This is a genomic window from Pseudomonas nitroreducens NBRC 12694 (assembly GCF_002091755.1).
In the GTDB taxonomy this organism is placed as follows: Bacteria; Pseudomonadota; Gammaproteobacteria; order Pseudomonadales; family Pseudomonadaceae; genus Pseudomonas; species Pseudomonas nitroreducens.
In genome coordinates this window covers 1,132,265-1,157,733 of sequence record NZ_BDAI01000001.1, presented here as the reverse complement: position 1 = coordinate 1,157,733, position 25,469 = coordinate 1,132,265, and the positions used below count along the sequence as shown (strand labels likewise).

The 25,469-nt window shown below is 58.6% G+C and carries 31 protein-coding genes; 18 read left to right on the top strand and 13 right to left on the bottom strand.

Going from position 1 to position 25,469, the window contains the following annotated elements; all coding sequences use genetic code 11:
- The first annotated feature begins 34 nt into the window (after positions 1-34).
- The gene (locus PNI01S_RS05530) at positions 35-1,216 is read left to right on the top strand and encodes a CaiB/BaiF CoA transferase family protein (protein ID WP_084357561.1); all 1,182 of its coding nucleotides are present in this window, start codon (positions 35-37) and stop codon (positions 1,214-1,216) included.
- 6 nt (positions 1,217-1,222) lie between these two features.
- Here the strand turns inward: PNI01S_RS05530 and PNI01S_RS05525 are convergent, their stop codons facing one another.
- The 7 genes from PNI01S_RS05525 to PNI01S_RS28605 all read right to left on the bottom strand — a co-directional run bounded on the left by PNI01S_RS05525 (position 1,223) and on the right by PNI01S_RS28605 (position 6,799).
- Positions 1,223-1,720, bottom strand: a complete 498-nt coding sequence (locus PNI01S_RS05525) for a SprT family zinc-dependent metalloprotease (RefSeq protein ID WP_024764595.1) — start codon at positions 1,718-1,720, stop codon at positions 1,223-1,225.
- Positions 1,721-1,952: 232 nt separating this feature from the next.
- Positions 1,953-2,549 carry a Yip1 family protein gene (locus PNI01S_RS05520; protein WP_024764594.1) on the bottom strand — a complete coding sequence of 199 codons (597 nt, stop codon included), beginning with the start codon at positions 2,547-2,549 and terminating at the stop codon, positions 1,953-1,955.
- 160 nt (positions 2,550-2,709) lie between these two features.
- Positions 2,710-3,306, bottom strand: a complete 597-nt coding sequence (locus PNI01S_RS05515; protein WP_024764593.1) for a DNA-J related domain-containing protein — start codon at positions 3,304-3,306, stop codon at positions 2,710-2,712.
- A 392-nt stretch (positions 3,307-3,698) separates the two neighbouring features.
- Positions 3,699-4,595, bottom strand: a complete 897-nt coding sequence (locus PNI01S_RS28295; RefSeq protein WP_143514246.1) for a hypothetical protein — start codon at positions 4,593-4,595, stop codon at positions 3,699-3,701.
- On the bottom strand, positions 4,585-5,277 hold the full coding sequence (locus PNI01S_RS28290; RefSeq protein WP_143514245.1) for a hypothetical protein: 693 nt from the start codon (positions 5,275-5,277) through the stop codon (positions 4,585-4,587). The genes PNI01S_RS28295 and PNI01S_RS28290 overlap by 11 nt, the downstream gene beginning before the upstream one ends.
- Positions 5,277-6,098: a TIGR04255 family protein gene (locus tag PNI01S_RS05510; RefSeq protein ID WP_084357560.1), complete on the bottom strand. Its 822-nt coding sequence runs from the start codon at positions 6,096-6,098 to the stop codon at positions 5,277-5,279. Before PNI01S_RS05510 ends, PNI01S_RS28290 begins: the two co-directional genes overlap by 1 nt.
- A 437-nt stretch (positions 6,099-6,535) precedes the next feature.
- Positions 6,536-6,799 carry a hypothetical protein gene (locus tag PNI01S_RS28605; protein ID WP_256576537.1) on the bottom strand — a complete coding sequence of 88 codons (264 nt, stop codon included), beginning with the start codon at positions 6,797-6,799 and terminating at the stop codon, positions 6,536-6,538.
- A 263-nt stretch (positions 6,800-7,062) separates the two neighbouring features.
- Between PNI01S_RS28605 and PNI01S_RS05500 the strand changes: the two genes are divergently transcribed.
- The 11 genes from PNI01S_RS05500 (at position 7,063) to PNI01S_RS05445 (ending at position 15,141) form a co-directional block, all read left to right on the top strand.
- A complete protein-coding gene (locus tag PNI01S_RS05500) occupies positions 7,063-7,284 on the top strand; it encodes a hypothetical protein (protein ID WP_084357558.1) in 222 nt (73 codons plus the stop codon).
- Positions 7,285-7,551: 267 nt separating this feature from the next.
- Positions 7,552-7,881, top strand: coding sequence for a lysogeny maintenance protein PflM (pflM, locus tag PNI01S_RS05495; protein ID WP_084357557.1), 330 nt, complete (start codon positions 7,552-7,554; stop codon positions 7,879-7,881).
- A 547-nt stretch (positions 7,882-8,428) separates the two neighbouring features.
- Positions 8,429-8,863 carry a DNA-binding protein gene (locus PNI01S_RS05485; RefSeq protein WP_084357555.1) on the top strand — a complete coding sequence of 145 codons (435 nt, stop codon included), beginning with the start codon at positions 8,429-8,431 and terminating at the stop codon, positions 8,861-8,863.
- Between the two features lie 16 nt (positions 8,864-8,879).
- Positions 8,880-9,101 (top strand): hypothetical protein, encoded by a 222-nt coding sequence (locus tag PNI01S_RS05480; RefSeq protein ID WP_084357554.1) that lies wholly within the window; start codon positions 8,880-8,882, stop codon positions 9,099-9,101.
- A gap of 1 nt (position 9,102) precedes the next feature.
- Positions 9,103-9,354: a hypothetical protein gene (locus PNI01S_RS05475; RefSeq protein WP_084357553.1), complete on the top strand. Its 252-nt coding sequence runs from the start codon at positions 9,103-9,105 to the stop codon at positions 9,352-9,354.
- Positions 9,355-9,367: 13 nt separating this feature from the next.
- On the top strand, positions 9,368-9,619 hold the full coding sequence (locus PNI01S_RS05470; RefSeq protein WP_084357552.1) for a major capsid protein: 252 nt from the start codon (positions 9,368-9,370) through the stop codon (positions 9,617-9,619).
- Positions 9,620-9,975: 356 nt separating this feature from the next.
- Positions 9,976-10,950 (top strand): hypothetical protein, encoded by a 975-nt coding sequence (locus tag PNI01S_RS28435; protein WP_159457342.1) that lies wholly within the window; start codon positions 9,976-9,978, stop codon positions 10,948-10,950.
- A 4-nt stretch (positions 10,951-10,954) separates the two neighbouring features.
- Entirely contained in the window at positions 10,955-11,311 is a 357-nt protein-coding gene (locus PNI01S_RS05460) for a DUF2523 family protein (protein WP_084357551.1), read from the top strand.
- A gap of 7 nt (positions 11,312-11,318) precedes the next feature.
- The gene (locus PNI01S_RS05455; RefSeq protein WP_084357550.1) at positions 11,319-12,614 is read left to right on the top strand and encodes a zonular occludens toxin domain-containing protein; all 1,296 of its coding nucleotides are present in this window, start codon (positions 11,319-11,321) and stop codon (positions 12,612-12,614) included.
- A gap of 233 nt (positions 12,615-12,847) precedes the next feature.
- Positions 12,848-14,143 carry a phage replication initiation factor gene (locus tag PNI01S_RS05450; protein ID WP_084357549.1) on the top strand — a complete coding sequence of 432 codons (1,296 nt, stop codon included), beginning with the start codon at positions 12,848-12,850 and terminating at the stop codon, positions 14,141-14,143.
- Positions 14,143-15,141: a phage integrase gene (locus tag PNI01S_RS05445; RefSeq protein ID WP_084357548.1), complete on the top strand. Its 999-nt coding sequence runs from the start codon at positions 14,143-14,145 to the stop codon at positions 15,139-15,141. The genes PNI01S_RS05450 and PNI01S_RS05445 overlap by 1 nt, the downstream gene beginning before the upstream one ends.
- Positions 15,142-15,197: 56 nt before the next feature.
- Here the strand turns inward: PNI01S_RS05445 and PNI01S_RS05440 are convergent, their stop codons facing one another.
- Positions 15,198-16,385, bottom strand: coding sequence for an AlbA family DNA-binding domain-containing protein (locus tag PNI01S_RS05440; RefSeq protein WP_159457341.1), 1,188 nt, complete (start codon positions 16,383-16,385; stop codon positions 15,198-15,200).
- A 269-nt stretch (positions 16,386-16,654) separates the two neighbouring features.
- Between PNI01S_RS05440 and ttcA the strand changes: the two genes are divergently transcribed.
- The 6 genes from ttcA to PNI01S_RS05410 all read left to right on the top strand — a co-directional run bounded on the left by ttcA (position 16,655) and on the right by PNI01S_RS05410 (position 20,950).
- Entirely contained in the window at positions 16,655-17,482 is an 828-nt protein-coding gene (ttcA, locus tag PNI01S_RS05435) for a tRNA 2-thiocytidine(32) synthetase TtcA (RefSeq protein ID WP_084357546.1), read from the top strand.
- 18 nt (positions 17,483-17,500) lie between these two features.
- Positions 17,501-18,172 (top strand): DNA-3-methyladenine glycosylase I, encoded by a 672-nt coding sequence (locus tag PNI01S_RS05430; RefSeq protein WP_024764592.1) that lies wholly within the window; start codon positions 17,501-17,503, stop codon positions 18,170-18,172.
- A 28-nt stretch (positions 18,173-18,200) separates the two neighbouring features.
- A complete protein-coding gene (locus PNI01S_RS05425; protein WP_024764591.1) occupies positions 18,201-18,965 on the top strand; it encodes an NAD-dependent deacylase in 765 nt (254 codons plus the stop codon).
- A 105-nt stretch (positions 18,966-19,070) separates the two neighbouring features.
- On the top strand, positions 19,071-19,661 hold the full coding sequence (locus PNI01S_RS05420) for a C40 family peptidase (protein ID WP_081754010.1): 591 nt from the start codon (positions 19,071-19,073) through the stop codon (positions 19,659-19,661).
- Between the two features lie 80 nt (positions 19,662-19,741).
- Complete coding sequence (locus tag PNI01S_RS05415) at positions 19,742-20,272, top strand: C40 family peptidase (protein ID WP_037010232.1); 531 nt, start codon at positions 19,742-19,744, stop codon at positions 20,270-20,272.
- Positions 20,273-20,287: 15 nt separating this feature from the next.
- The gene (locus PNI01S_RS05410; protein ID WP_065085779.1) at positions 20,288-20,950 is read left to right on the top strand and encodes a class I SAM-dependent methyltransferase; all 663 of its coding nucleotides are present in this window, start codon (positions 20,288-20,290) and stop codon (positions 20,948-20,950) included.
- Between the two features lie 62 nt (positions 20,951-21,012).
- Here the strand turns inward: PNI01S_RS05410 and PNI01S_RS05405 are convergent, their stop codons facing one another.
- From PNI01S_RS05405 to PNI01S_RS05385, 5 genes are all read right to left on the bottom strand, one after another.
- Complete coding sequence (locus tag PNI01S_RS05405) at positions 21,013-21,711, bottom strand: pirin family protein (RefSeq protein WP_024764587.1); 699 nt, start codon at positions 21,709-21,711, stop codon at positions 21,013-21,015.
- A 126-nt stretch (positions 21,712-21,837) separates the two neighbouring features.
- On the bottom strand, positions 21,838-22,605 hold the full coding sequence (gene tcyN, locus PNI01S_RS05400; RefSeq protein ID WP_024764586.1) for an L-cystine ABC transporter ATP-binding protein TcyN: 768 nt from the start codon (positions 22,603-22,605) through the stop codon (positions 21,838-21,840).
- The gene (gene tcyL, locus PNI01S_RS05395; RefSeq protein ID WP_024764585.1) at positions 22,602-23,273 is read right to left on the bottom strand and encodes a cystine ABC transporter permease; all 672 of its coding nucleotides are present in this window, start codon (positions 23,271-23,273) and stop codon (positions 22,602-22,604) included. The genes tcyN and tcyL overlap by 4 nt, the downstream gene beginning before the upstream one ends.
- Entirely contained in the window at positions 23,273-24,073 is an 801-nt protein-coding gene (tcyJ, locus tag PNI01S_RS05390; RefSeq protein WP_065085781.1) for a cystine ABC transporter substrate-binding protein, read from the bottom strand. Before tcyJ ends, tcyL begins: the two co-directional genes overlap by 1 nt.
- 119 nt (positions 24,074-24,192) lie before the next feature.
- Positions 24,193-25,194, bottom strand: a complete 1,002-nt coding sequence (locus tag PNI01S_RS05385; RefSeq protein ID WP_084357545.1) for a D-cysteine desulfhydrase — start codon at positions 25,192-25,194, stop codon at positions 24,193-24,195.
- Between the last annotated feature and the right edge of the window lie 275 nt (positions 25,195-25,469).

The window sequence follows — 25,469 nt, the reverse complement described above, 5'->3', positions numbered from 1 at the left end:
GCCCACGCATCGATTGAGCGAAACAGGAGTGCCCATGAACGGCCCGCTCGCCTCCCTGAAGATCCTCGATTTCTCCACCCTGCTGCCGGGGCCGTTCGCCTCGCTGCTGCTGGCCGACATGGGCGCCCAGGTGTTGCGCGTGGAGTCGCCCACGCGCATGGACCTGGTGCGCGTGCTGCCGCCGCACGTGGACGGCACCTCCGCCAGCCACGCCTACCTCAACCGCAACAAACGCTGCATTGCTCTGGATCTCAAGCAGGCCGAGGCGGTGGAGGTGGTGAAGCAACTGGTGCAGGAATACGACATCGTGCTGGAGCAGTTCCGCCCCGGCGTGATGGACAAGCTCGGCGTCGGTTACGAGGCGCTCAAGGCGATCAACCCGAAGCTGATCTACGTATCGATCACCGGTTACGGCCAGACCGGGCCGCTGCGCGACCGCGCCGGGCATGACATCAACTACCTGGCCCTGGCCGGTGTGGCCAGCTACACCGGCCGCCGCGAGAGCGGCCCGCTGCCGCTGGGCGTGCAACTGGCGGACATCGCCGGTGGTTCGCTGCATGGCGTGATGGGCCTGTTGGCGGCAGTCATCCATCGGCAACAGACGGGCGAGGGGCAGCAGGTTGACGTGAGCATGACCGACTGCGCCTTCAGCCTGCACGGCATGGCGGGTGCCGGCTATCTTGCGGCGGGAGTGGAGCCGGAGATGGAAGGCCTCGCGCTCAACGGTGGCAGCTTCTACGACTACTACCGCACCCGCGATGGCCGCTGGTTCTCGGTGGGCAGCCTGGAGCCGCAGTTCATGCAACAGTTCTGCACCGCCATCGGCCGCCCGGAACTGGCCGCGCGCGGGCTGTCGCCCAAACCGGAAGAGCAGCAGTCGCTCAAGCGCGAAATCGCCATCGAGTTCGAGAAGCAGGACTTCACTCACTGGCTGGAGCGCTTTGCCGCGCTGGACGCCTGTGTCGAGCCGATGTTGTCCCTGGCCGAGGCGGTGGAACATCCGCAGTTGCGTGAACGGGGTGTGGTCACGCAGGTGCCCAACGGCAAGGGCGGGGCGCAACGGCAGGCGGCCTGCCCGATCCGTTTCTCCGCCGGCCTGCCCGAGCCACGCCATATCGGCGCTGCGTTGGGAGCGCACACGGTGCAGGTGATGGCAGAACTGGGTTACACCGACGAACAGGTTGCTGCGCTGAAGGCGGCCAAGGTCATCGCCTGAGCAGCATCACTCGCGGCGGGTTTCGCCGGTGAATACCAGGGTGGCGCGGCACCGCCGGCAATAGTAGCGGCGGCCCTGGGCGACCAGGTTGTGACGCTGGGAGGAGAAGGGGAATTCGTTTCCCTCTCCACAGTGACAGCGATACAGGTAGCGGGTGGAGCGGCGACGCTTGATTTCATAGGTGTGGCAGCGGTCCGGCGGCAAGCCGTAGATGCCGCGCATGATCAGTTGCCACTCCTCGCCGTGGGGGCGAATGCGCGGACCGAACATCTGGTGGGCGATCAGGTGCGCCACTTCATGGGCCACGGTTTGCTGCAGGAAGTGTTCGTGGTTTTCACGGTACAACTGCGGGTTGAAACGTAGCAGGTTTTCATCCAGGTGGGCGACGCCGGCCTTCTGGCCGCGTAGCCGGAAGCTCACTTCCGGGCGGGGAAAGCGCCGCTGGAAGAAGGCTTCGGCCTGCTGGTAGCAGGCTTCGACGCGAGCGTTGAGCTGTTCAGGCATACAGTGGTTCTCCGACGGGGCAAGATTATGCCGCAGTCGGCGCGCCGGTGGAGGATTTCTCGTGGCCGCTCGTCCGGGGTGCAGCTTCAGGCAAGCCGGACGAGTTTCAGGCAAGTGCCGCTCTCTGCAGGAGCGAGTTTGCTCGCGAACCCGTTCAGCGACGGCTCGCTCCTGCGAGGAGCCCAAAAGAAACCGGGCCACAAGGGCCCGGTTTCTTCCGCAGAGCGTGAGATCAGGTGTATTCCGGGCCGACGCCGCTGCCCCAGAGGATGACCGACAGGGCCATCATCGCCACCAGCACCACCAGTCCTACCGCCAGCACGGAGCTGGAGAACAGGAAACCTTCATCCTTGGGAATGTTCATGAAGGTCGGGATGCCGACGTAGAGCAGGTAGACGGTGTAGCAGATCGCGGCCGTGCCGATGATCATGCCCAGCCACAGGTGTGGATAGAGAGCCGCCAGGCCGCCGATGAACAGCGGAGTCGCGGTGTACGCAGCAAAGACGATGCATTGGGTCAGCGATGGCGACGCGTCGTACGTACGAGCCATCCAGTGGATGAAGGCGCCCATCACGGCGACGCCGGCGAGCATGGCGATGTAAGTCATGATGGTCAGCTGGATCGCGCTGGCGGCCGTCAGCTTGACCGGTCCCGCATTACCCAATACCCAGCCAACCTGCGTGGTGCCGATGTAGGCGGAAATGACCGGGATGGCAGCGAGGATCAGGACGTGGGTCAGGTACATGTGGCTGATGGATTCTTCCTCGCCGCGGATGTCCTGCCATTCCTGATCGGGATGGGTGAAGAGCCCCCACACATGATGGATCATGTCAGCATTCTCCTCTTCTTATAGAAGGCCGCCCCCCAGCGAGGCGCCGAGTACGCGTAGCCAGCGTCATCCGGTGCCCAGCCGACCTATGCGACCTTAAGTCGCAGTATAGGAATGGCTGCAAGCCACGTCGTCCGTGGGTTTAGAGCAAATGGAAGTTTCACGGGCGGCTGTAATAGCGCTCCAGTATTTCCATCGCCTTGTTGATCGACTGCAATCGAGTGGTGCTGCCGCCTCTGTCGGGATGGTGCAGGCTCACCAGTTGGCGGTATCGCAGCTTGATCAGCGCGTAATCCACCGGGCCGTCCTCCAGCTCGAAGAGTGCCAATGCCGCGGCTTTTTCCTCGTTGCCCTGCATACGTGTCCAGAAGCTTTCCAGCAACTTCTCCACATCGTGCTCGGTGGTTTCCTTCAGGTGCTTCTCATCCAGGTAGTAGGCGCGTAGTGCGTCCCGCTCGGCGAGGGCCTGTGCGCCATTCATAAAAGGAGAGAGACGAATCTGCAGCGGCCCGATCTCCAGGTGCGCGGCGCCCTCCGCCCAGAGCTGGTCGCGCAGGCGATACAACGCGTTGAACACCAGAAAGTGGGTGCGGAACAGCACCAGCTTGTCGGTCAGCGGCAGGTTGGGCACGTGAGTGGAGTGCCGAGCCTTCAATTGCTGGATCAGCTGGAATTCGGAGATTCCTTCATGCGCTTCCCGTAGCAACTGCAGAAGCTGGTCAGTCAGTTCGAGGGAAGGATCGAGATCGCGCGTCATGCTGTCAGATTAGCAGCAGCCCGATAGAGGGGCTGGGGTACGCGTCGCTTTGCGCGTAGAAAAGCTAGACAGGCTTTTTGAGTGGATAGCGTTGGAAAGCTCCGGATAGATTAGGAACGGAGGGGGCTTTCATGGAGCTCGAGTTGGTTTGCTTTGGATAGCACTGATCAGCAATTTCGACACTTTTTCGACACCTGTATGCTGTCAAAGGTCAGTTGAATTCAAACGAAAAAATGCGGAATAAATTTCACTGATTAGTGGTTGGTTATATTTATTTTTATATAAGGATAGATGATGCTGATGTGCTGGGCTGTGATTGGGTGGCAATGCTTTGGAGTGTAATGAGTTAAGCTTGTTTAAGTTTATTGGATTAATTAAAAGTAAACTTGTGGTCATTCAGGTGAGGAGAATTTTGAGTCTGAAAGGTGATCTACCATGGAGTATCTTGTAAGGTTGCTAAGCTCTCCAAGTGTCAAGTCATCTGTCGTTCGGCCAATGATTCCTAGTTCAGAGATGGTAATACCCTGTGCAAGGCATGTGTCTGCGATAGAAGGAAGAGGCTCTTGATCTCCATTCTTTTTTCTCTCGAAAAGCTCCTGTTTCATGCGGGTTTCTAAAGACTCTGAAGAAACGCCGGAGTTTGTTACTACTGTGATTTCCAAGAGGTAGGGAGGCGGCATCAGGCCAAGCGAGCCATCATACGGGTCTTCGCTATCGTGAGAGATGTTAAAATATATACCATGTAGCGAGTCTGCATCGGCCGTTAGCTTACTGTTTATGTATTTTTTCAATCGACCCTTTTCGAGGGCGGTATTAAATTCATCTGGTAAGGTTACTCGGGTATAGCTGCGGGCCAGCCATCCTGAAAACTTGTCCAGCCATTGCTTTTTCATGATGTCTGGATCGTGAAGGTCGCATGAGTCACGAATAGATGCTATAGGAGATGTGGAAGCTAATATCCTGCGATCTAGCCAATATCGTTGTAATATATTGACCTCGAGGAGTATTGTTTCTTGATCTTGAGTGATTGACTCTAGGTGTAGAATGCGAGGGTGATCACCTTTCGTATACGCGTTATTACAATTATCCAGACGTTTTGCGCCGACCAGCTCGAAAACAGGAATATTTGTCAAACTGAAGTTGTAGAGATTGCATGTCTGAGAGGCGACCACTAGGAACTCAATGCCTTCCGGCAGCTCCAGATAGGAACTGAGCTCGGCGGCCGAGATCACTGATCCCTGCCACCATCCATTGTTCCGGATAGCTTCAACTAAACCTTCATCCGACATCTGATGCCCTGTCAATATCAGAAAGGTGAGCCATTCTTATCTTTGCCTTAGATGGCTTGCTTGGAGCCCCAAGCTTGGGGGCAAGCGCAGCGATTTTAGCAGAGGCATCTTCTAGCACGCCAGTCCTATCTGTCGAGTCTTCGGCCAATACTTGGCGTAAAGACTTTCCGTTGATTGGTATGTTCCAGACTGTTTTTAGGCGCGACAAGTTGATGTTGGAGTGCCTTTCGGAGATCTCCGTAAGTATATCAATCTTCTGAGAAGAAGCAGGTCTTGGCTCTGATCCGTCAATCCAGTCATAGATTGTTTTTCTTGTAACTCCTAGAATGTCGGACATTTGCGTTATTGATATTCCGAAGGAGCTCTGAAGTAGTGATAGTTTTTCTGATGTTGTTGTCGGTGAGGCTATTACGGATGTGGATTCTATTGGGGTTTCTTTAAATTCTATTTTTGATGTTTCAAATACTACATCATTTATGAGGACTCGAATTCTCCCGCCATTAAACGGCCTTGCCCCTGTGCTGATGTTTTGATGCCCAGTATTGAAAATGATTGTTGCTGTAGCCGGCGGCTTTTTATTTGGAAACTTTCTGCCACTGGCGCCAGAGGTAAATAGGCTTTTGCTATCTATGATATAGGGTGGTGCGCTGTAGGCTTGGGAGTTGGTTCCGTAATAATCCATTACTGCTCTCCTTTCCAGACTTTAAATGCATGCTCTGAGCAGACTTCAGGGTGCCTGAAGAATGCATTGTTCACATCATGAAGATATTTCAGCTTTTCTAGAATATCTTCGCGCTTAATTCTGGACGGAGTCGGAGGGGTAAATATTGCGTCCATGTCAAGTGTAAGCTGATTTTCCTGAAGAACCTCAATTTGAAGTTGTCTATATGGAGCGCTATCCATCATGGAGACACTGATAACATCCTGAGGAAGATTTGGAGTGCCGGGCATGCTCAATATATTAACTCGCAAGCGAGTTGTTTCGCTTATCAGGTAGTCGGCTACTGATTGTCCGCCGATTGATTTGTGGTCACTTGTAGTTGCTGGTAGGAATTTTTTGTTTATATATTGCTCTATATCTTCGTTGTTTTTTGGTTTTATGTGGTCAATATATCTAACGCCCATGTTTATGACGTCAATAAAGCCCATATGTTGAAGCAAGGTTGAAATTGATCTATCAAATCTCTCCGAAAAGTCGGAAAAGCGAGAGTATTTATATGAGTGGATCAACATCTGGTCAGAAGAAAACTGAATAGAGAAGCTGTGGTCAGCAGCTATCAGCACCCAAGACTGACGTGGAGTTCCCAGCGGTTGCCCATCTGGTCCCAACTGCTCCAATTGAATCTCGCTCATCAGCGGTGCGATTTCTCGCAGTGCATTTTGGATGTCGGCCATGTGCTTGGCGATGAGCGGCCAAGGCGCAAACCGGACGGAAGCAATCACGTGGGCGAGAGGGGAGTTTTTCAGGATGCCAGTACGAGACGTCATGAGGAGGTAGCCCATAGGTGGATTACAAAAACTGCGTTAACTATACACCAAAGTAAACACGCTGTTTTCGGGCTTTGGGTCAGATTTCTCCGACTTTTCTGTATGAAAATTCGATTTGCCAGAGCAGATGGCCGACGTAAAGCGAAGAGGTCTTTTGATAAAGCTATTGATTTTTAAGGATTTTCTATCGGGGCGAGCATTTCCCATCTCCAGAGCCTCGTGCGGCGCAGAGCTACCTGGTAGCAATAGGTTGCTTTGACGCAGGCGTCTTGTCTCATAGAAAGGTAAGGAGCGTTATCCCGGCAAGACGAGATTGTCCCGAAAGCCAGCCGTTCTGTTTACCTGACTTGCCGAAGAGCGGGTGGAGAGGCGGAACCTTGGTGCGATGAATGAGGATCGCTCTGTGACGGTCGCGGGAGCGGAAAGCGATGTCTAGTGGCGGGCAGGATTGATCAGAAGTTGATCCAGAGTGCCGCCCCTCCGTCCCATTCGATCTCGTAGCCTGCACTAGTCAGTTCGAGGCTGATATTGCGTGTCAGCTCCTCAAAGATGGGTTCCGCCATTCCATCGAGCTTGAGGTCTTTGAAATCCACGATTACCGCACTGTGCCCAAGCTCTACGGCGCGGTTGATCGCTTTTAGTACACGTCTCCGAATTTCTTCAGGAACTCCCTCGCGCGCAATTGCAGCGAGCTCCCTTGCCCGTTCGGCACGCATCAACTCCCCAGGTTCTGCGGCCGAGAGAAAGCTTGCCTCCAAGCGCGCAACTAGCTCCGCGTTTAGCGATCTGCTTGCACTCTTGGCTGCCTGCTCCGCCTGATCTCGCAAGGACTGCGGCATTCGAAGTTTGAATTGTGGGTCTTCTCTGCTCATGGTGGCGATGATGGACCACGGTGGTCTTGACAGCAATGGGACCACGGTGGTTTTATCTGCCGGTGGACCACGGTGATCCCTTGTTGTCGAGTGCTAGGAGTAGGGTCATGGATTTGGATGGAGTCAAAGTTTCAGTCGCCGACCTCAGAGGGGCACCGCCGCTTCTTCCTTGGAAAGAATTTGCGAGGTGGATAGGAATGGGGGACGACGAGCAAATCGTGTGGGGCTGGATCAGGAGCGGGTATATCCCGCGCTACAAGATCGGAACTCACGTCATGGTGAATGTGGCGCTGTTGAATCGTCATCTGCTGGAACAGGAGGGCCTCTGATGAGCCTTCTTTCTCCTCTCAGCGCTCAGCGTGTACGAGAAAAACTCGCCGCTGCGCGCATGTCGTTCCGGCTGATGCGCAAGGCAGTGGCCGATGGCTTTGCAGATGCAGCGCGCCGATTCCATGAAGAAGGACGGATGGAGCTTGCCTCCGCACGTTTGACCGTCGAAGCCAACCGCGATGATGACGTTCTTCCTTCTATGCGGTGCCTGCTCTCTCTCGCTGTGATTCATCCGCGTCTGCCTTCTGATCGCGAGGTGACTTCCGATGCTGTCGAAGTACGTTCGTCAACCTCACGCCCCGGATTGCGACTGCTCTGTCTGCTGGTCCCGTCGCGAACTGGCGAAGCCCGATCCCTCCCAGTGCATACCCTGTACCGAGTGCCGCCCTACGCGAGTCTTCACGGTCGTTACCACGATGGCCAAGGTCGCGGGAGTGTGGCGCTCGATCCACTCGACGTACCGGGTGGAACGGGGTTCTACTTGCGCGAAACACATGCCCGCGCTCCGTCCCCCGAAGTACTGGCACGTTATCTACGACAGCGGCAGGCCGACTCCCTTCGTCCCCGTGCGCGCCCCCTTCGAGCTGGAGGGTTGAGCCATGGTCTCTAACCCACTCCCGCACCTGATCTTCTGGCTCGTCCTGCTGATGGTTGGTGCAGTGATTGGCCGCTACCACGCTCGCCACACCATCCCCACCTGGGCCAATCAGGTCCAGGGCCGCCGCACCGGCTTGTCCGAACGCGCTTTCCCGTTCGGTCAAACGGAGCGCCGGGCGAAGCGCACCCTTGACCGTCCCCCTCCCTGAATAGCCTCCGCGCGGGAGTGAGGGGCAGCACCACCGCCCCGCGCTCCTGAGCCCTCGGCGGCGAGAGCGGGATGGTAAGGGCAGAGTCCTTACGACGTTTCTCTTAAGAACATCAAACTTTCTTATGTATTGAAAGTTGGCATAAAAATAGAGTCGTGTCCTATCCAACAGTATCCAGTTTGAAAGTATCTATCTGAAATTAATTGATGTATGAAATTTCAGTAGAAATAGATGTTTGAATAATTCGGCAAGGCAGTAATTCCCGCCATTTGATGCGAACAGCCTAATCAGGTTGCGGGCCAACTCATGCCTAAAAAAGGCAAAAGGAGAACTACCAATGAACATGTTTGCAACCACTGGCGGTGTCGTTGAACTGTGGGTCATCCAGACTGACACCTTCACCTCGAAAGCCTCCGGCGAAGTCTTCGCCAGCGTGCAGGCCATTTCCCCTATCCCAGAAGGTGCTCGCGGCAACGCCAAGGGCTTCGAAATCACCCAGTACGACATTGAGCCGACCCTTCTCGATGCCATCGTCTTCGAAGGCTCCCCGGTGCTGTGCAAGTTCGCCACCGTGGTGCGCCCGACCAAAGACCGCTTCGGCAACACCAAGAACACCCAGGTACTGACCGAACTGCTCGCCACCGGCAAGGACGTGCACACCCCCGCACCGAGCCGCCAACTGCAACCCCAGGCACAAGCCCAGCGCCCAACTCAGCAGCCGGCCAGCGAGAAGCCTGCCGCTGAGAAACCCTCCGACAGCAGCAAGTCCTGACGGCGAGGGTAGGTAGATGAAAGCGCCGCTCCGTTTCGCCTTCGGCTGGGTGTTGTACGTGGCAATCCTTTGCGCCGTATCGCCTGCCGTGCGTGCGGTGCGCGAATTCCTCGAACCCTACCCGCTGGATTCCGTGATCGCTGTGGTCGCGGCTGCGTTCGCCTTCTTCGCCCTGTGGTGGTTCGTCCTGCGCTCCTTCTGGGGCTGGTGCGACCAGCCACGCAAGGAGGCCCGCTGACATGTCAGGCGTGGTCGCCGTTCAGGTCTGCACCAGCTGGGCGTCCACGGCGGGCGGCCTCATGCGCTGCCAGCAGATCGAATGGCAACAGGCCTATCTGATTCCGCCCGAGGCCGCTGGAGCAATTGAAATCCTGGTCAACGGCGGGTTCTCCCTGGAGGCCTTCAGCATCGGTGCTGCGGGCGTTCTCGGGGCATTCGTGACGGGGCTTTTAACTGGCTGGGTCGCGTCACTTCTTCGTAAAGCCAAGTAGAGAGGAAATACCCATGAAAGGCATGAAACAACAGATCGCCAAGTTCAACCCGATCCGCTCGTTCCGAAACGTCTGCATCGCGGGCACCGTCACCGCTGCCTCCTCGATGCCGGTGTGGGCCGCCAGCGTCATCGACACCAGCTCGGTCGAGCAGGCCATCACCGACGGCAAGGGCGACATGTCCAACATCGGCGGCTACATCGTCGGTGCCCTGGTCATCCTCGCGGTCGCCGGCCTGATCTACAGCATGCTGCGCAAGGCGTAAGTGCTCTGGTCGGTGTGGTTGGGGGCGTTCTTCGCCGGCGCCTTCATCACCGGGTACCGCTGCGGCGAATTCTTCTGACTGCACTGCAAGTGCCGAACCTGGACCCCGCTTCGGCGGGGTTCTTTTTTCATGGAGATAGGTATATGCGGCATATATTTCTTATTGTGCTGCTCTTTTTGTCTTTCTCCGCGTCCGCTGATTATTACTGGACTGTCTCGGGGCGCTCTGGGCAATGGCCTTCTGCTGTTGCGGCTTGCACTGCCATCTACCCAAGATTTAAGCGGGTTGATATGAGTGCTAATGGCAGGAGTGCTCAGTGTGTCTATCGCTACGGCGAAAATGATGATCGGGATTACTTGTACAGCTCGACGTACAGGTATGGAACGGAGTGTGTTGCGCCGAAGGTTTATAACTCCGCGACAGGTGCCTGTGATGATCCTCCGGCACCTAGCGACGATGACTGCAAGACCCGCGATCCCTACACCAAGATTGTCCAGTTCTCCTTCGTCGATGGGCAGGCCGTAATCCCGGTTGATCCGGAGATCAAGGATCACTGCATTTACGAGCCGGGCGAGCCGCAGAACTGCACCGCCACGCAGTGCGAATTCGACATGTCGCCCAGCGGCAATGACGATCCCTCGGATAACGCCGACGGCACCGATCCGGAGAAGTCGCTACAGGACTATCTGGATGACCTTGCCAAGAAGTTCGATTGCGTGAAAACGGTGAACGGCTACATCGGCTGCACCAATGCGCAACAGACCCCGCCGGATGTCGATCCCGACCATCGTTGCTTTCCCGGCTACTCGTGGTCAGGCACCACCTGTGTCGCCACACCGGGCGGCCCCGCTGAAAACAACAACAGCGGTAGCGGTTCGGGCGGGGGCAACAACGGTGGCGGAAACAACGGCGGCGGCAGCGATGGCGGCACCAATCCTGGTACGGGCAGTGGTGAGGGTGGCGGCGACGGCGGCAATACCGGCGGCGGTGGCGGTGATGACGGCTCCGATGGCGGCGACGGCCCCACGGAGGAACTGGAGCAGCCCAAGCAGGGCAGTTGGGACGAAGCACTCAAAGAGTGGGACGCCAAAGTCGAAGAAGCCAAAGACACCTTCCGCGACAAGATCAAAACCAACGCTGATCAGCTCAGAGGCGTGTTTGACCTGAACCTGGGCGAGGGCGGCGGCAAGCTCCCCTGCGACACCTTCACCGTGTGGAAGAAGAGCGTCAGCCTCTGCTTCACCGCCTACGAAGAAAAACTCTCCTACCTGCGCTACGCGCTGATGTTCATGGCATCGGTGCTGGCCGCGTTCGCCATTTTGAAGGAGTGACCTCATGGAATGGCTATCCAGCTCTTTCGACCAGATCATCCTGTTCTTCCAATGGATCTGGGAGTTCATGACCCAAGGCATCTACGACTTCATCAAGGACGGCTTCGTCGTTGCCACCAAGTGGGCGATGTACAGCGCGCTCCAGGGTTTCCTGTTCCTGCTCGATGTCAGCTACACCGTCGCCCGCGAGCTGATCGACAGCCTCGGCGTCTCCAACATGGTGCGCTCCATGTACGCCACGTTGCCCGCCCCGCTGGCTGCCGCGCTGCAATTTCTCGGCGTGCCGCAGGCCCTCAACATCCTGTTCTCCGCCCTGGCCACACGCTTCTGTATGCGCTTTGTGCCCTTCATTGGGAGGTGAGTGAATCATGTCGATCAAGATTCACCACGGCCCCAACGGCTCCTACAAAACTTCCGGTGCGATCCAAGACGATGCCGTCCCGGCCCTCAAGGATGGCCGCGTCATCATCACCAACGTCCGTGGCTTCACCCTGGAGCGCGCCTACAGCGTCTTCCCGCAGCTGCCCAACTCCGCGCAGATCATCAACCTCGATCTCGAATCGCTGGCCGACCTCGACAAGATGCGCACGTGGTTTCAGTGGGCGCCGCGGGGCGCGTTCCTGATCTTTGATGAAACCCAACTCTTGTTCCCCAAATCCTGGCGTGAAAAGGACCTGGAGAAATTCGACTACCCCGGCGGCCCCGAGGCGGCCCATGAAGCGGATCGGCCCATGGGCTGGCTGGATGCCTGGACCCGGCACCGGCACTTCAACTGGGACATCGTCCTGACCACCCCGAACATCAGCTACATCCGCGACGACATCCGCATGACCTGCGAGATGGCCTACAAACACTCCAACCTCGCGGTCATCGGTATCCCCGGCCGGTACAAGGAGGCCCAGCATGACGCCCAGCTCAACCGACCACCCGCTGACGGCACCATCGTCGAATACAAGCGAATCCGAAAGCAGACCTTCGCCCTCTACCAGTCCACCGCCACCGGAAAGACCCAGGACACCAAGGCCGGCAAGAGTCTCTTCCGGTCGCCTAAGTTGGTTCTTCTACTGGCACTGCTGGCCGGCACTATTGGCTTTGTCAGCTATATGGGACCTCTCAAGGTCATCGGTGGTGGCGCTCAGCAAGGAACTGATCCTGCCCATCCTCAGCCAGCTAGTGCGCCTCATCCTCAAGGGGCTGCTGTACCTGCTCCAACGCCTGCTGCTGCGCGTAGCACTCTTCCTACTAGTTCTGTACTTGGCCAACCAAGTGTTTCGACTCTTCCACTAGCTGAGCATCCCTTCGCGGGCCGGCAGATCGTCGTGGCCGGCGTGGTGAAGGGCGACAAGCAAGGCGAGCAGTTCGGCAAGAAGGGCACGGTCTACCTGTTCGCCATCATCGACCCAGAAGGGCGACGGCTGATGCTCAACTCGCAGCAGCTGAGCGAATCCGGCTACCGCGTGCGGCCCCGCTCCGAGTGCGTTGCCGAGCTGTTCTACCAGAGCTACCACGAGACGGTGGTGTGCGCTGGAGCCTTCCCCAAGCCGGCGCAGACGCCCGCAACACCATCCGTAGAAGTCGCAGTCGCCCCAGCAGCGCCCGCAGGGCCAACGCTGACCATCGTCCCTGACTCCGAATACCCCGCCCGCCCCTGGAGGACCCAATGACCCTGCATGGCCTGATCAACGCCCTAGGGCTGCTCGCACTCGCCTATGCGCTCGGATTTCTGACCGCCCTGCAGGTGATGCAGCCGGTGGCGGCGTTTCCGTTTTGAGTCGGCGAGCCGCGCCGCCGGCCGGGAGCGCCAGGCACGAGCGGTAGGCCGAAGGCGCGGCCGACGACCCTGTAACACGTCGGATAACCCAGTTACTCATTGGATAGCATTGGATAGGTTTGAATCATGACTAAGGCAGCAGAACACCAGATTCGCGCAGTACTTCAGGAAGACGGGCAGTTCTTTGAGTCGCCCAAAGGGCGCATCTTTTTCAGCAGTAGGGCAGGGGAGTTCACTGACCTTTCCGGTGTGCGTCTGCTGCGCTGCGGCGTAGATACGGTTCGCCAGTTGTACAACGGCCTGATTCGACCCGAGATCATGGCGATCTTTGATGAGCCGGAAGACATCGTAGAGTTCGCCGGGTATCAGTGGGCCAAGGGCCGTCTTGGTCGCGACCCCGGCTACCAGTACCGGCTACAGAACGCTGATATGGGCCTGATCCTGCTGATCAAGAACCATAATGTGAAGCTGGAGAACATTGGCCCGCACCTCAAGATTGAGGTGTCCCCGCACGCCCTGGATGGAGCCGATCCATCGATCCTGCAAGGCGTGCTCGATGACTTGGCCGAAGGCGTTCTTTCTGCCTGCGAAACCAACCAATGCGCTGTGCACCTCGCCCTTGATGTGCAGGGTTGGACCCCTCCGTCTGACTTGGTGGATCGCATGCACTGCCGGTCCCGGCGCGTTCGCCAAATCAGCGGCATCGAGCGTATCGAGTTCGACGGCAACGCCTCGGTCTACGGTCGCGGTGAAACGTACATGTTCGGCTCGGCCAGCGGCCTGCAACTGAGCATCTACAACAAGACGCTCCAAGCTCGGGCAACCGACAAGCTCGACTACTGGGAAAACGTCTGGGCTTCCCTCAACGGCGATCCCTTCGGTGATGGCGAACCCGCCTTCAACCCGCTGGAAACGGTGTGGCGTATCGAGTTCCGCTTCCACCATTCGGTGGTACAGCAGTTCTCCGAAGGCTCCACGATGACCTCCGGCGAGGTGATCGGTTGCCGCACGTACTCAGGGCTGTGCCCGCATCTGCAAGGCCTGTGGGGCTACGCCTGTGAGAACTTCCGGCTGTTGGACAGCCCGAAGGAGTTCAATCCGTTCTGGTCGCTCATCACCCTGGATACCCAGGTGCAGGTAGAGGCCGATCCGCTCATTGATCGCACCGAATACCGCCGTTACTACAAGACGGCTCAGGGCTTCTCCGGCAAGAACTGCGAGATGTTTCTCGGCCAGTTCGCCAGCCTGATCGCACGGGAGCGCGTGCCACCAAAAAAGGCCCTGGAGGTCGGGAGAACGCTTCCCTTCTGGCACGTGATAGAGGATCACTACACCGCCAAGGGCTACAGCACTCGCGACCTCGAAAGGCACGTCATTGGACTCATAAATGATCGGTACTTGAAGCGGGGGTACGCGATCTAATGGCGATTACCAAGCTGGAGGATGGTCGCTGGTTCGTCGACGTCGAACCCATCAAGGGGAAGCGCTTCCGCAAGCGGTTCAAGACCAAGGGCGAGGCCCAACGCTTCGAAGCGTCAGTGCGCGCGAAACTGGCGGTGACACCGGAGTGGAATCCCAGGCCGAAGGACACACGCCGACTGTCTCAGCTCATTGAGCGTTGGTATGAGCTGCACGGGCATGCGATCACCAGCGGACGGCGCCGCAGGAACATGCTGCTCTTCATCGCTGCGAAGCTGGGCAATCCCATCGCTCAGACGTTTACCGTCTCAGACTTGGTTGCACTGCGTAAGGTGGAGTTGGAGGAGGGGGCACTTCCGCGCTCGATCAACGTGCGTTACTCCTACCTCAAGTCCATCTATACCGAGCTGCGCCGACTTGGTGACATCGACTACGCCAATCCCCTGGACACATTGAAGCCGCTAAAGCCTCAGCAGGAAGTGGTGTCGTTCCTGTCGAAAGCTCAGGTCGCGACCCTGGTGTCTGCACTGCGGGACTATTCGACGTTCCCACACTTGGCCCTGATATCAGAGATTTGCTTGGCGACGGGAGCGAGATGGTCGGAAGCTCAACGACTGACTTGGCCGATGGTTCGTGCGGGCTGTGTGGTGTTCGCCAACACCAAGTCGAAGCGAGTACGGACTGTGCCGATCTCCCAGGAGCTGCAAGACCGCCTGGAGGCCTATTTCACTAAGAAGGACCGCTTCCCGAGCTGCCGAGAGGCATTCGCTCGCATGGTGAAGCGATGCAATATCGTGCTGCCGAGAGGCCAGTGCACCCACGTGCTGCGCCACACCTTCGCGTCGCACTTCATGATGAATGGCGGAAACATACTTGCTCTCAAAGAGATTCTTGGACACACGTCGCTCAATATGACGATGCGCTATGCCCATCTTTCGCCCGAGTATCTGCAAGATGCGATTCGACTCAATCCATTGTCTGCTCTTGATGCTTGTTCGTAACTCTAAGACGTTGGGAGTGTGTAGTTCCTTATCGTGCGTTAGTGTTGGTTTTTAAGTTATTGGGTAGGGCTTTCAATTTGAGTTCCCTCTCCGTAAATTATTTCTTGTAAGTCATTAAAGCTCAATTCTTCCGTTGTACCTGTTACGGTGATGGTGTGTTCTTGGGTGATGGGGGCGGATATTTCATTGGCTAGTATTCTGAACTTGATTAGGTAATCACCTGGGCCACTGAAAAGCACTGCGATGTCGGTTTCTGCTCTGCCCGTTTCGCCTGGTCGAAGTGTTTCCAGGTCTATATGGCAGATCGGATCGCGAGAGCGCTGATCTATTATGACTCTCTGCCTCATGCGATTTACCACTGCTTGAATTCCGCCGTGAATAAGGTTTAGTTTAGATTCAGGCTCGTCGGGCAGATCGTCAGAGCGCAACATTCTGATAGTCTGTCCTTGATTTGCGGCGCACGATACTTCGAGCTTAACCTCTCTTAGCGAGAAATCTGATCTATTTGACAGTGACAGCCTGATCAGGGCCATTCGGCTTCTAGTGCTACAGTAATCCGCGCAATCGCGGTAGTAGTCGCTATTGACAGGGGTGATGGAGGGAATTTGCCGTTTTATTCCAAATCCCATGTCTATCCAGTTGTTTTCTTCGTAGTCAGGAAGAGTTTCGAAACGCAAAAAGCGAAGGGTTAAGTGGTCGGGCAAGGGAGTGTTTTTATCAGTGTCGATTTGTAATTTGACTTGGGCTGTCTTTGATGATCCTGCGTCAAGTACCGCCATCTTTGCTATTTCGGTGATTGAGGCCTCGTCTGTTGAGCTTCCACGTCGCACATAGACAGTGTTCTTTTTTAATTTCCCATAATCTTTGTTTGGTGCAAATGGTCGAGGTTGCTTGGGGATGGTGATGATCGCAATATGCTTGCCATCGAACAGGCGTTCTTCGTATTGGAATTCAAGGTTTGGGGCCACCTTGCTATGAACGAACTGTTGAAGGGTAGCGTCGTCAATATGATCGCTATCAGTAAGCCCGACAACCTCTGCGGGGTGCGGGGTTTGGTCTTTAAAGCCAATAAGTATGTGGCCCGGCTCTGTCCGGTACGAATTAGCCATCGCTAGGATGTCTTTCAGTAATTCAGATTTCTGATGGTCAGTTGCGCCAGAGAAAGGATACTGGGCTTGTTTGAAGTCTAGGTCTACACTCTCGCCCTTATATCGAAGCTGCTCTAAATTTTCATCGCTAAGCATTCTTGCCTTCCTTTCACTTCCTGCTTGATCCCTGTTGGTTACTTTTATCATGGGCTGGATGGTAGCGTCAGCATTTCACCGTCACTGGGTGGTGGGGTGGAGGCGCCTTGTAACAAGGCAGGGAATTGCTTCGACACTTCTTCGACATGCGATCTGATTGCTTAAGAAAATTCTTTATGGATCAATGGCTTGAATGCGTGGTGTCCGCCATGGGCGATTTGCGCGTAAAATGACCGGCTTTTCGTCTTGCCTTCGGATTCCAGAGCACCATGGCCAGTACCCTTTCGGTCAACCAGAACAAACTGCAGAAACGCCTGCGCCGCCAGGTTGGCGAAGCGGTCACCGACTTCAACATGATCGAGGACGGCGACAAGGTGATGGTCTGCCTGTCCGGCGGCAAGGACAGCTACACCCTGCTGGACATCCTGCTGTACCTGCAAAAGGTCGCCCCGATTCAGTTCGAGATCGTTGCGGTGAACATGGACCAGAAGCAGCCCGGCTTCCCCGAACACGTGCTGCCGGCCTACCTGGAATCCATCGGCGTGCAGTACCACATCATCGAGAAGGACACCTACTCGGTGGTGAAGGAGAAAATCCCGGAGGGCAAGACCACCTGCTCGCTGTGCTCGCGCCTGCGCCGTGGCACTCTTTATACCTATGCTGACGAAATCGGCGCGACCAAGATGGCGCTGGGACACCACCGCGACGACATCCTGGAAACCTTCTTCCTTAATATGTTCTACGGCGGCACCCTCAAGGCGATGCCGCCCAAGCTGCTCTCCGACGACGGCCGCAACATGGTGATCCGCCCGTTGGCGTACTGCAACGAGAAGGACATCGAAGCCTACTCGGTGCTCAAGGAGTTCCCGATCATTCCGTGCAACCTGTGTGGTTCGCAGGAGAACCTGCAGCGCCAGGTGGTCAAGGAGATGCTGCTGGATTGGGAGCGCAAGTCGCCGGGCCGCACCGAGATCATGTTCCGTGCCTTGCAGAACGTGGTGCCGTCGCAACTGGCGGACCGCAACCTGTTCGACTTCAACAGCCTGCGCATCGACGAGACTGCGACGCCGCGCTTCCTAGACGTGATGAACCTGTAAAACTCGCAAGGACGCCTGATGCGCGATTACCAGTGGCTGTATGAGTACTGTCTGAACCGCTTCGGCTCGGTCGAGGCGCTGGATGCCCGGCTTCCGCAGGCCAAGTCAGCGGACGAGCTGGCGGCGGTGACTGATGATCGCTACCTGTCGCTGATTAGCCTGCGTATCTTTCGCGCCGGCCTCAAGCACAGCCTGGTGGATGCCAAGTGGCCGGCCTTCGAGGAGGTCTTCTTCGGCTTCGACCCGGAGAAGGTCGTGCTGATGGGCGGCGAGCGCTTGGAAAACCTGATGCAGGACGCCCGGCTGATTCGTCACCTGGGCAAGCTCAAGAGCGTGCCGCGCAACGCCCAGTTCGTCTTAGACATTGCTCGCGAATACGGCAGCTTCGGCAAACTCCTGGCCAGTTGGCCGTCCAGCGACATCGTCGGTCTCTGGAAGCTGCTGGCCAAGCGTGGTAGTCAGTTGGGCGGCATGTCCGCGCCGCGTTTCCTGCGCATGGCCGGCAAGGACACGTTCGTCCTCGGCGACGATGTGGTTGCCGCGCTCAAGGCTCAGGAGATAGTCGACAAGGCGCCCACCAGCCAGAAGGATCTGGCGTTGGTGCAGGCTGCCTTTAATCAATGGCAGGAACAAAGCGGCCGTCCGCTGTGCCAGATTTCCATGATGCTGGCTTTCACGGTCAACCACTGATACGCGGTCCTGCCGCGTAGGAGGGCGCATGGACTCGGCGATCGAACGCACTGGCGCAGCGCTTGCTCGTGCAGAACGTATCCTGGTAGTTACCGGTGCCGGGCTCTCCGCCGACTCCGGGATGCCCACCTATCGCGGCCTGGGTGGTCTGTACAACGGCCGGACGGCGGAAGGCGTACCGATCGAAGTAGCGATCTCCGGGCCGATGCTGCAGAAGGATCCGGCGCTGTGCTGGAAGTATCTGGCGGAACTCGGCAAGGCCTGCCTGGGCGCGCAGCCCAACGTTGGCCATGAAGCCATCGCGGAGCTGCAGAGGCTCAAGCCGGAGTGCTGGGTGCTCACCCAGAACATCGATGGGTTTCACCGCCGCGCCGGCTCGCCGCCTGAACGGCTGATCGAGATCCATGGCGAACTTGCACCGCTGTACTGCCAGTCGTGCGGCTTGGAAAGCACCGAGCTGGCAGGGCACCTGGATGGCCCGCTACCACCGAAGTGCGTGCGCTGTGCAGGTGTGCTGCGCCCGCCGGTAGTACTGTTCGAGGAGATGTTGCCGGAAGAGGCCGTCGATACGCTCTACGCGCAACTGCGCAAGGGATTCGATGCCGTTCTGCTGGTCGGGACCACCGCGAGCTTCCCGTACATCATCGAGCCCGTGCTGCGAACTCGGGATGCTGGAGGCTTCACCGCCGAGGTGAACCCGGGGCTGACCGACCTGAGTTCGGTGGTCGAAGAAAGAATGGTGGGTCGAGCCTTAGACATTATGCCGCGCCTGCTGAGTCACATTCCGCGATAAAAAACTTGCATTGGTCCCATTGAGCGGGCAAATTAGCCCGCTAATAAATGGAGCTAATGAGACACGGTCGTGCCCATGCTTAAACGCTTAGCACCCCTCGTGCCCATGAGTTTCGTTCTGCTGCTGGCAGCTTGCGCCAGCCATTCGCCGGAATCGCAGCCGAACCAGGTCGCTTCAGCACCTGCCACTCGAGCAGCGCTCCAGGTAAATCAGCACAACATAGTGCTGATGAATGAGTCGCAGGACGAGGGGGCCAAAAACGATAACGGCAGTTCGACTGCCCATGTATCCGACATTCTGGACCGCGCTTTTTCGCTGATCGGTACGCCGTACCGCTTTGGTGGGAAGTCGGAGCGGACCGGCTTCGATTGCAGCGGCTTCGTGGGCTATCTGTTCCGCGAAGAAGCGGGCATCAGCCTGCCGCGTTCCACGCGTGAGATGATCAACATGGATGTCCCGCTGGTCTCGAAAGAAGACCTGCAGCCGGGCGACCTGATCTTCTTCAACAACCGTGGTCGCGGCCGGGTCAGCCATGCCGGCATCTATATCGGTGACGGACAGTTCATCCACTCTGCCAGCCGCCGTGGTGGTGGTGTCCGCGTGGACAGCCTGGACGAGAGCTACTGGCGCCTGAGCTACATGGAAGCCAAGCGGGTGCTCGAACCAGGCTACGAACCTCACACTGTGAGTCGCTGAACTTAAAGTTTTACTTTAAGTATTGCGCTCAAGTCACTGTTGGTACAAAGTGATGGCACTCCTTGACGGGATGCCATCACATGCTCGTTCCTCAGCGCATCATTCTCCTCGCTTTTCTCGCCTCGCTGGCTGCCTGCGCCAGTCGCACTCCGCCTGCGCCGCCTCCCGTAGTGCGCGCTAACGCTGCTCCCGTCTACAACACCCAGGCTGCCGACGATGTTCTGATCCGTGCCATTGGCCTGGTCGGCACTCCGTATCGCTGGGGCGGTAATACGCCGGATAGCGGATTCGATTGCAGCGGCCTGATCGGCTACGTCTATCGCGATGCCACCGGCCTGATGCTGCCGCGTTCCACTCGCGAGATGATTTCCATGCGTGCGCCGACCGTTGGCCGCGAATCCTTGCAGAGTGGCGACCTGGTGTTCTTTGCTACCAGCGGTGGACGTGGCGTCAGCCATGCGGGTATCTATGTCGGGGAAGGGCGCTTCGTTCACGCGCCCAGAACGGGCGGGACCGTGCGCCTGGACAGCCTTGACAGCGCCTATTGGCAGAAAGCCTTCCTGGAAGCCAAGCGCGTCCTCGCCGTGCAGAGTCTCGCCCTCCATCCCTGATACTTAGGAGGGCCCATGACCACTCGCACGCTGAACCTCGACGACTCGCTTTATCAGTATCTGCTCGACGTTTCCCTGCGCGATTCGCCAGTGAAGGCACGATTGCGCGCCGAGACGGCCAGGTTACCGATGTCTCGCTGGCAGGTCGCTCCGGAGCAGGGGCAGTTCCTCGCGCTGCTAGTCGGGCTGACCGGCGCGAAACGAATCCTCGAGATCGGCACCTTCACCGGCTACAGCGCCCTGTGCATGGCCGAGGCGCTGCCCGAAGGCGGCCATATCCTCTGCTGCGACCTGCCGGGTGAGTACAACGACATTGCACGCAGCCACTGGCACGACGCTGGCGTCGACTCGCGCATCGAGCTGCGGCTCGGACCTGCACTGGCCACCCTGGAAGCCCTGGTTGCGGGCGATCAGCAAGGCGCTTTCGACCTGGTATTCATCGACGCCGACAAGGCGAATTACCTCACCTACCTGGAGCACGCGCTGGCTCTGCTGCGTGTGGGCGGGCTGGTGGTCTTCGACAACGTACTGTGGAGTGGACGAGTGTTGGAGGCCAACCCGGAGAGTGCGGATACCCGCGCGATCCAGCAACTCAACCTGGCCTTGAAGGTGGATGAGCGAGTGGACTATTCGCTGGTGCCGATTGGCGATGGCATGAGCCTTTGTCGCAAGCGTTGAAAAACCTTGGGCCAAAAAAAGGCACGCCGTGACGCGTGCCTTTTTCGTTACTGCGGCCTGGGTCAGGCAACATCCACCAGAATCACTTCGCTGTCTTCGAGTGCGGTGACCTTCACCACGGCCTCATCGGCGATTGCGGCGCCGTCACGGGCCAGTAGCTCGATACCGTTGACCTCGACCTTGCCCACCGCCGGAACCAGATAGGCCCGGCGATTGCCGCCAAGCTCGTACTCGGCAGTCTGGCCGGCCTTCAGGGTGGCGGCGACCAGGCGGCCTTCGGCGCGGATGCGCAGGGCGTCGGCGTCGTTTTCATAGCCGCTGGCCAGGGTTACGAAGCGCCCGGCGCGATCGCCCTTCGGGAAGGGTTTGGCGCCCCAGGACGGCGTGCCGCCGCGGATCGAGGGGATGATCCAGATCTGGAAGATCTTGGTGACGTCCTTCTCCAGGTTGTACTCGGAGTGCACGATGCCAGAGCCTGCGCTCATTACCTGCACGTCACCCGCTTCGGTGCGGCCCTTGTTGCCCAGGCTGTCCTGGTGGGTGATCGCGCCCTGGCGAACGTAGGTGATGATTTCCATCTCGCGGTGCGGGTGCGGTGGGAAGCCGGTGCCCGCGGCGATTTCGTCATCGTTCCAGACGCGGAGGTTACCCCAGTCCATACGCTCGGCGTCGTAGTACTCGGCGAAGGAGAAGTGGTGCTTGGCGTTGAGCCAGCCGTGGTTGGCGCCGCCGAGTTGCTGGAAGGGTCTGCGTTCGATCATGACTTAGTCCTCGTGGGGCGCGGCTGGCCGGTGGGCCAGTCCGCGCGGTTCATGGGACTATCTTCTCTCGCAGATGATCGATAAAAAAGCGCAAATATCGGCAGATATAGATCGATTAATTCGATTCTATTCGGCAGCGTGCCTGTCGCCCTGATCGAGGAATTTGCTGAGGAACTGGCGGGTGCGCTCTTCCTTCGGGTGGGCGAACAGCGCTTTGGCATCGCCCTGTTCGACGATCACGCCCTTGTCGATGAAGATCGCCCGGTTGGCGACGTCGCGGGCGAAGCTCATCTCATGGGTGACGATGACCATGGTGCGCTTTTCCTGGGCCAGGCCGCGGATGGTCGCCAGGACCTCTCCGACCAGCTCCGGGTCCAGTGCCGAAGTCGGTTCGTCGAAGAGAATCACGTCCGGCTGCATGGCCAGGGCGCGGGCGATGGCGACGCGCTGCTGCTGCCCGCCGGAGAGGCGCTTGGGATAGGAGTCTTCCTTGCCGGCCAGTCCGACCTTTGCCAGTAACTGGCGGGCGCGCTCGATGGCCTGGGCGCGCGGTTCCTTCTTTACGATGATCGGGCCTTCCACCACGTTCTCCAGCGCGGTGCGGTGGGGAAACAGGTTGAAGTTCTGGAAGACGAAACCCACGTGCTGCCGCAGCTTGCGGATCAGCCCCTGCTGGCCGCTGAGCGGCCGCGAGGCGTCAATGAGGATGTCGCCGACCTGGATGGTCCCGCCGTTGGGCACCTCCAGCAGGTTCAGGCAGCGCAGCAGGGTGGTCTTGCCCGAGCCACTGGGGCCGATGATCGCGACCACTTCGCCGGGCTGGACGGTCAGGTCGATGCCCTTGAGCACCTCCTGGCCGCGGAACTGCTTGGTCAGCTGGCGGACTTCGATCATGCGTCTTGCTCCCGGTCGTGGCGGTTGACCCGGTCTTCCAGGCGGTTCTGCAGGTGCGACAGGATGCTGGCGAGGATCCAGTAGATCAGTGCGGCGGCGAGGTACATGGTGAAGACTTCGAAGGTGCGCGCGGTGATCAACTGGGCCTGGCGGAACAGTTCAGGGACCTGGATGGTGGCGGCCAGGGCGGTGTCCTTGACCAGCGAGATGAAGCTGTTGCCCAGCGGCGGCAGGGCGGTGCGCGCGGCCTGCGGCAGGATCACCCGGCGCAGGGTCTCGGCGCGGGTCATGCCGATGCTGGCGGCGGCCTCCCATTGGCCCTTGTCGATGGAGCCGATGGCGGCGCGGAGGATTTCGCAGACATAGGCGGCCATGTTCAACGAGAAGCCGATCAGCGCCGCCGGCAGAGGGTCGAGTTCGATGCCGGCCTGGGGCAGGCCGTAATAGATCATGAACAGCTGGACCAGCAATGGCGTGCCGCGGAAGAACGACACGTAGATGCGTGCCAGCCAGCGCACGGCAGTGAATCCGTACAGGCGCATCAGCGCCAGTACAAATCCGAGCAGCAGTCCGAAGAACATGCCGCCTACGCTGAGGACTACTGTGAAGATCGCGCCCTTGAGCAGGAAGGGCGCGGAATCCAGCGCAAGCTGCAGGCTTTCCTCGATCATTGGGTGACGTCAGCCTGGAACCATTTCTCCGAGAGTTTCTTCAGCGTACCGTCGGCGCGGAATTTCTCGATGGCCTTGTTCAGCGCTGCGAGCAATTCCGGGTTGCCCTTGCGCAGGGCGATGCCGGCTTCCTGACGAGCGAAGGGAGCGCCGGTCAGTGCCATGGCGCCCTTGGTCTTGTTGACCATGTCGAAGGCGGCCAGGCGGTCCACCAGGATCACGTCGATGCGGCCGCTGCGCAGGTCCTGGAATTTGGTCGGGTCGTCTTCGTAAGTGCGGACGTCGGCTTGCGGCACGTGCTCGCGCAGCCATTGCTCGTAGTTGGTGCCCAGGCCCACGCCGACTTTCACGCCGGCGAGTTTCTCCGGCGAGTCGTATTTGCCTTCGTCACCCTTGCGCACCAGCGCCTGGATGCCGGAGACGGTGTACGCCTCGGAGAAGTCGTACTTCTTCTTGCGCTCTTCGGAGATGGTCACCTGGTTGATCACCAGGTCCAGGCGCTTGGATTCCAGCGCGGCGAGGATGCCGTCCCATTTGGTCGGCTGCAGCTTGGCGGTGACGCCCAGCTCCTTGGCGATCAGTTCGGAGAAGTCCACTTCGAAGCCGGCGAGCTTGCCGTTTTCGTCCTGGAAGCTGAAGGGCGGGTAGGTGCCTTCCAGGCCCACGCGCACCTGGCCTTTTTCCTTGATCTGGGCGAGCAGGTCGTCGGCGGCCTGGGCCTGGCCAAAGAGGCCGGCGCCGAGGGTGAGGGTCAGGCTGGCAAGCAGGAAATGACGTCGCAGTGCGGAGAAGGTCATGGTGGTCCCCGTTTTTGGTGTTTTAAGCAGGTTAGTCAACGCGTGGCGACTATATGGGCAGAATCGTTATGCAATAAAATAATAAAAAATTACATGCCTAGTTCTGGATGGTATGTAGGTCAGGTCGACGAATGATAGGCGAACAAGGCCGGCGACCCGCCGGTGTGCAGGAACAGGATAGGTCCGGGTTTTACGAAGCGATCCTGGCGGATGCCGTCGAGCAATCCCGCCATGGCCTTGCCGGTGTAGACAGGGTCCAGCAGCAGGCCTTCCTGGCTTGCCAGCAGGCGGATCGCATCGAGCGTCCCGGCATTGGCTTCGCCGTAGCGCGGGCCAAAGTACTGGTCCCACAAATGTACGTTCGGCACCGCCTGCGCTTCGTGGCCGAGCAGTTGCAGCGTGCGCTCAACCAGTCCTTCCACCTTTGGCCTCTGTGCCGCATCGGTGCGCGAAACGGTCACGCCGATCACGTCCAGCTGCGGCAGCACATCGGCCAGTGCGATCGCAAGGCCGGCATGGGTACCGGCGCTTCCCGAGGCGAGTACCACGGCGGAGAACTCCTGGCCGCTGGCCCGAACCTGCTCGGCCAGCTCCAGCCCGGCGCGTACGTAGCCCAGGGCGCCCAGCGCGTTGGAGCCGCCAATGGGTACGATGTAAGGCTTGCGACCCTCGCTGAGCAGGCGTTCACCGGTTTGTGCCAGCCGCTCGTCCGCGCTATCGAGGTTGGGCACGAGTTCGATGTCGGTGCCGAACAGGTCCAGCAGCAGGCGGTTGCCGTTGCTCAGGTAATTGCGATCCTCGGTGCCGATGGGGTTTTCCAGCAACGCCACGCAGCGCAGGCCGAGCTTCGCCGCGGCGGCGGCGGTCTGGCGCACATGGTTGGACTGGATCGCGCCAGCGGTGACCAGCGTATCGGCGCCGACCTTAAGCGCATCGGCGGCGAGGAATTCGAGCTTGCGCACCTTGTTGCCGCCCAGGGCGAAGGGTGTGGTGTCGTCGCGTTTCACATACAGATCGCGGCCCAGGGAAGTGGACAGCCGTTCCAGCTTGTCCAGCGGCGTCGGGCCGCCGGCCAGGTCGAGGCGGGGAAAGCGGGCGAGGGCTTCGCGAAGGGCGCTCATGAAGGATTCTCGGTATGGCAGCGGATTCGTCACGATAGAGCGCGGCAAGTCCTCTCGCAATGTGCCGAGCGGCCGCTTGACGCCGGGCTGCACGGGAATGTCGCGTGACGATCCGCCATCTCGCCATGGGAATCTCCGGAGGCTGTGAATCAATGTGCGGACAGCGGCTCGGCGAACCGCTACGCTCCACGCTCAGATCCGGAGTCTTCAACCGGGCGATAACGAAAACAGGAAAACCAGGGCGGGAAATCCGATGACTTCAGCAGTACCTTCAT

Coding starts and splice junctions, on each gene's coding strand:
- PNI01S_RS05530 (WP_084357561.1), top strand. CDS start 35: ATGAACGGCCCGCTCGCCTCCCTGAAGATCCTCGATTTCTCCACCCTG.
- PNI01S_RS05525 (WP_024764595.1), bottom strand. CDS start 1,720: ATGCCTGAACAGCTCAACGCTCGCGTCGAAGCCTGCTACCAGCAGGCC.
- PNI01S_RS05520 (WP_024764594.1), bottom strand. CDS start 2,549: ATGATCCATCATGTGTGGGGGCTCTTCACCCATCCCGATCAGGAATGG.
- PNI01S_RS05515 (WP_024764593.1), bottom strand. CDS start 3,306: ATGACGCGCGATCTCGATCCTTCCCTCGAACTGACTGACCAGCTTCTG.
- PNI01S_RS28295 (WP_143514246.1), bottom strand. CDS start 4,595: ATGTCGGATGAAGGTTTAGTTGAAGCTATCCGGAACAATGGATGGTGG.
- PNI01S_RS28290 (WP_143514245.1), bottom strand. CDS start 5,277: ATGGATTATTACGGAACCAACTCCCAAGCCTACAGCGCACCACCCTAT.
- PNI01S_RS05510 (WP_084357560.1), bottom strand. CDS start 6,098: ATGGGCTACCTCCTCATGACGTCTCGTACTGGCATCCTGAAAAACTCC.
- PNI01S_RS28605 (WP_256576537.1), bottom strand. CDS start 6,799: ATGCGTGCCGAACGGGCAAGGGAGCTCGCTGCAATTGCGCGCGAGGGA.
- PNI01S_RS05500 (WP_084357558.1), top strand. CDS start 7,063: ATGGATTTGGATGGAGTCAAAGTTTCAGTCGCCGACCTCAGAGGGGCA.
- pflM (WP_084357557.1), top strand. CDS start 7,552: ATGCTGTCGAAGTACGTTCGTCAACCTCACGCCCCGGATTGCGACTGC.
- PNI01S_RS05485 (WP_084357555.1), top strand. CDS start 8,429: ATGAACATGTTTGCAACCACTGGCGGTGTCGTTGAACTGTGGGTCATC.
- PNI01S_RS05480 (WP_084357554.1), top strand. CDS start 8,880: ATGAAAGCGCCGCTCCGTTTCGCCTTCGGCTGGGTGTTGTACGTGGCA.
- PNI01S_RS05475 (WP_084357553.1), top strand. CDS start 9,103: ATGTCAGGCGTGGTCGCCGTTCAGGTCTGCACCAGCTGGGCGTCCACG.
- PNI01S_RS05470 (WP_084357552.1), top strand. CDS start 9,368: ATGAAAGGCATGAAACAACAGATCGCCAAGTTCAACCCGATCCGCTCG.
- PNI01S_RS05460 (WP_084357551.1), top strand. CDS start 10,955: ATGGAATGGCTATCCAGCTCTTTCGACCAGATCATCCTGTTCTTCCAA.
- PNI01S_RS05455 (WP_084357550.1), top strand. CDS start 11,319: ATGTCGATCAAGATTCACCACGGCCCCAACGGCTCCTACAAAACTTCC.
- PNI01S_RS05450 (WP_084357549.1), top strand. CDS start 12,848: ATGACTAAGGCAGCAGAACACCAGATTCGCGCAGTACTTCAGGAAGAC.
- PNI01S_RS05445 (WP_084357548.1), top strand. CDS start 14,143: ATGGCGATTACCAAGCTGGAGGATGGTCGCTGGTTCGTCGACGTCGAA.
- PNI01S_RS05440 (WP_159457341.1), bottom strand. CDS start 16,385: ATGCTTAGCGATGAAAATTTAGAGCAGCTTCGATATAAGGGCGAGAGT.
- ttcA (WP_084357546.1), top strand. CDS start 16,655: ATGGCCAGTACCCTTTCGGTCAACCAGAACAAACTGCAGAAACGCCTG.
- PNI01S_RS05430 (WP_024764592.1), top strand. CDS start 17,501: ATGCGCGATTACCAGTGGCTGTATGAGTACTGTCTGAACCGCTTCGGC.
- PNI01S_RS05425 (WP_024764591.1), top strand. CDS start 18,201: ATGGACTCGGCGATCGAACGCACTGGCGCAGCGCTTGCTCGTGCAGAA.
- PNI01S_RS05420 (WP_081754010.1), top strand. CDS start 19,071: ATGAGTTTCGTTCTGCTGCTGGCAGCTTGCGCCAGCCATTCGCCGGAA.
- PNI01S_RS05415 (WP_037010232.1), top strand. CDS start 19,742: ATGCTCGTTCCTCAGCGCATCATTCTCCTCGCTTTTCTCGCCTCGCTG.
- PNI01S_RS05410 (WP_065085779.1), top strand. CDS start 20,288: ATGACCACTCGCACGCTGAACCTCGACGACTCGCTTTATCAGTATCTG.
- PNI01S_RS05405 (WP_024764587.1), bottom strand. CDS start 21,711: ATGATCGAACGCAGACCCTTCCAGCAACTCGGCGGCGCCAACCACGGC.
- tcyN (WP_024764586.1), bottom strand. CDS start 22,605: ATGATCGAAGTCCGCCAGCTGACCAAGCAGTTCCGCGGCCAGGAGGTG.
- tcyJ (WP_065085781.1), bottom strand. CDS start 24,073: ATGACCTTCTCCGCACTGCGACGTCATTTCCTGCTTGCCAGCCTGACC.
- PNI01S_RS05385 (WP_084357545.1), bottom strand. CDS start 25,194: ATGAGCGCCCTTCGCGAAGCCCTCGCCCGCTTTCCCCGCCTCGACCTG.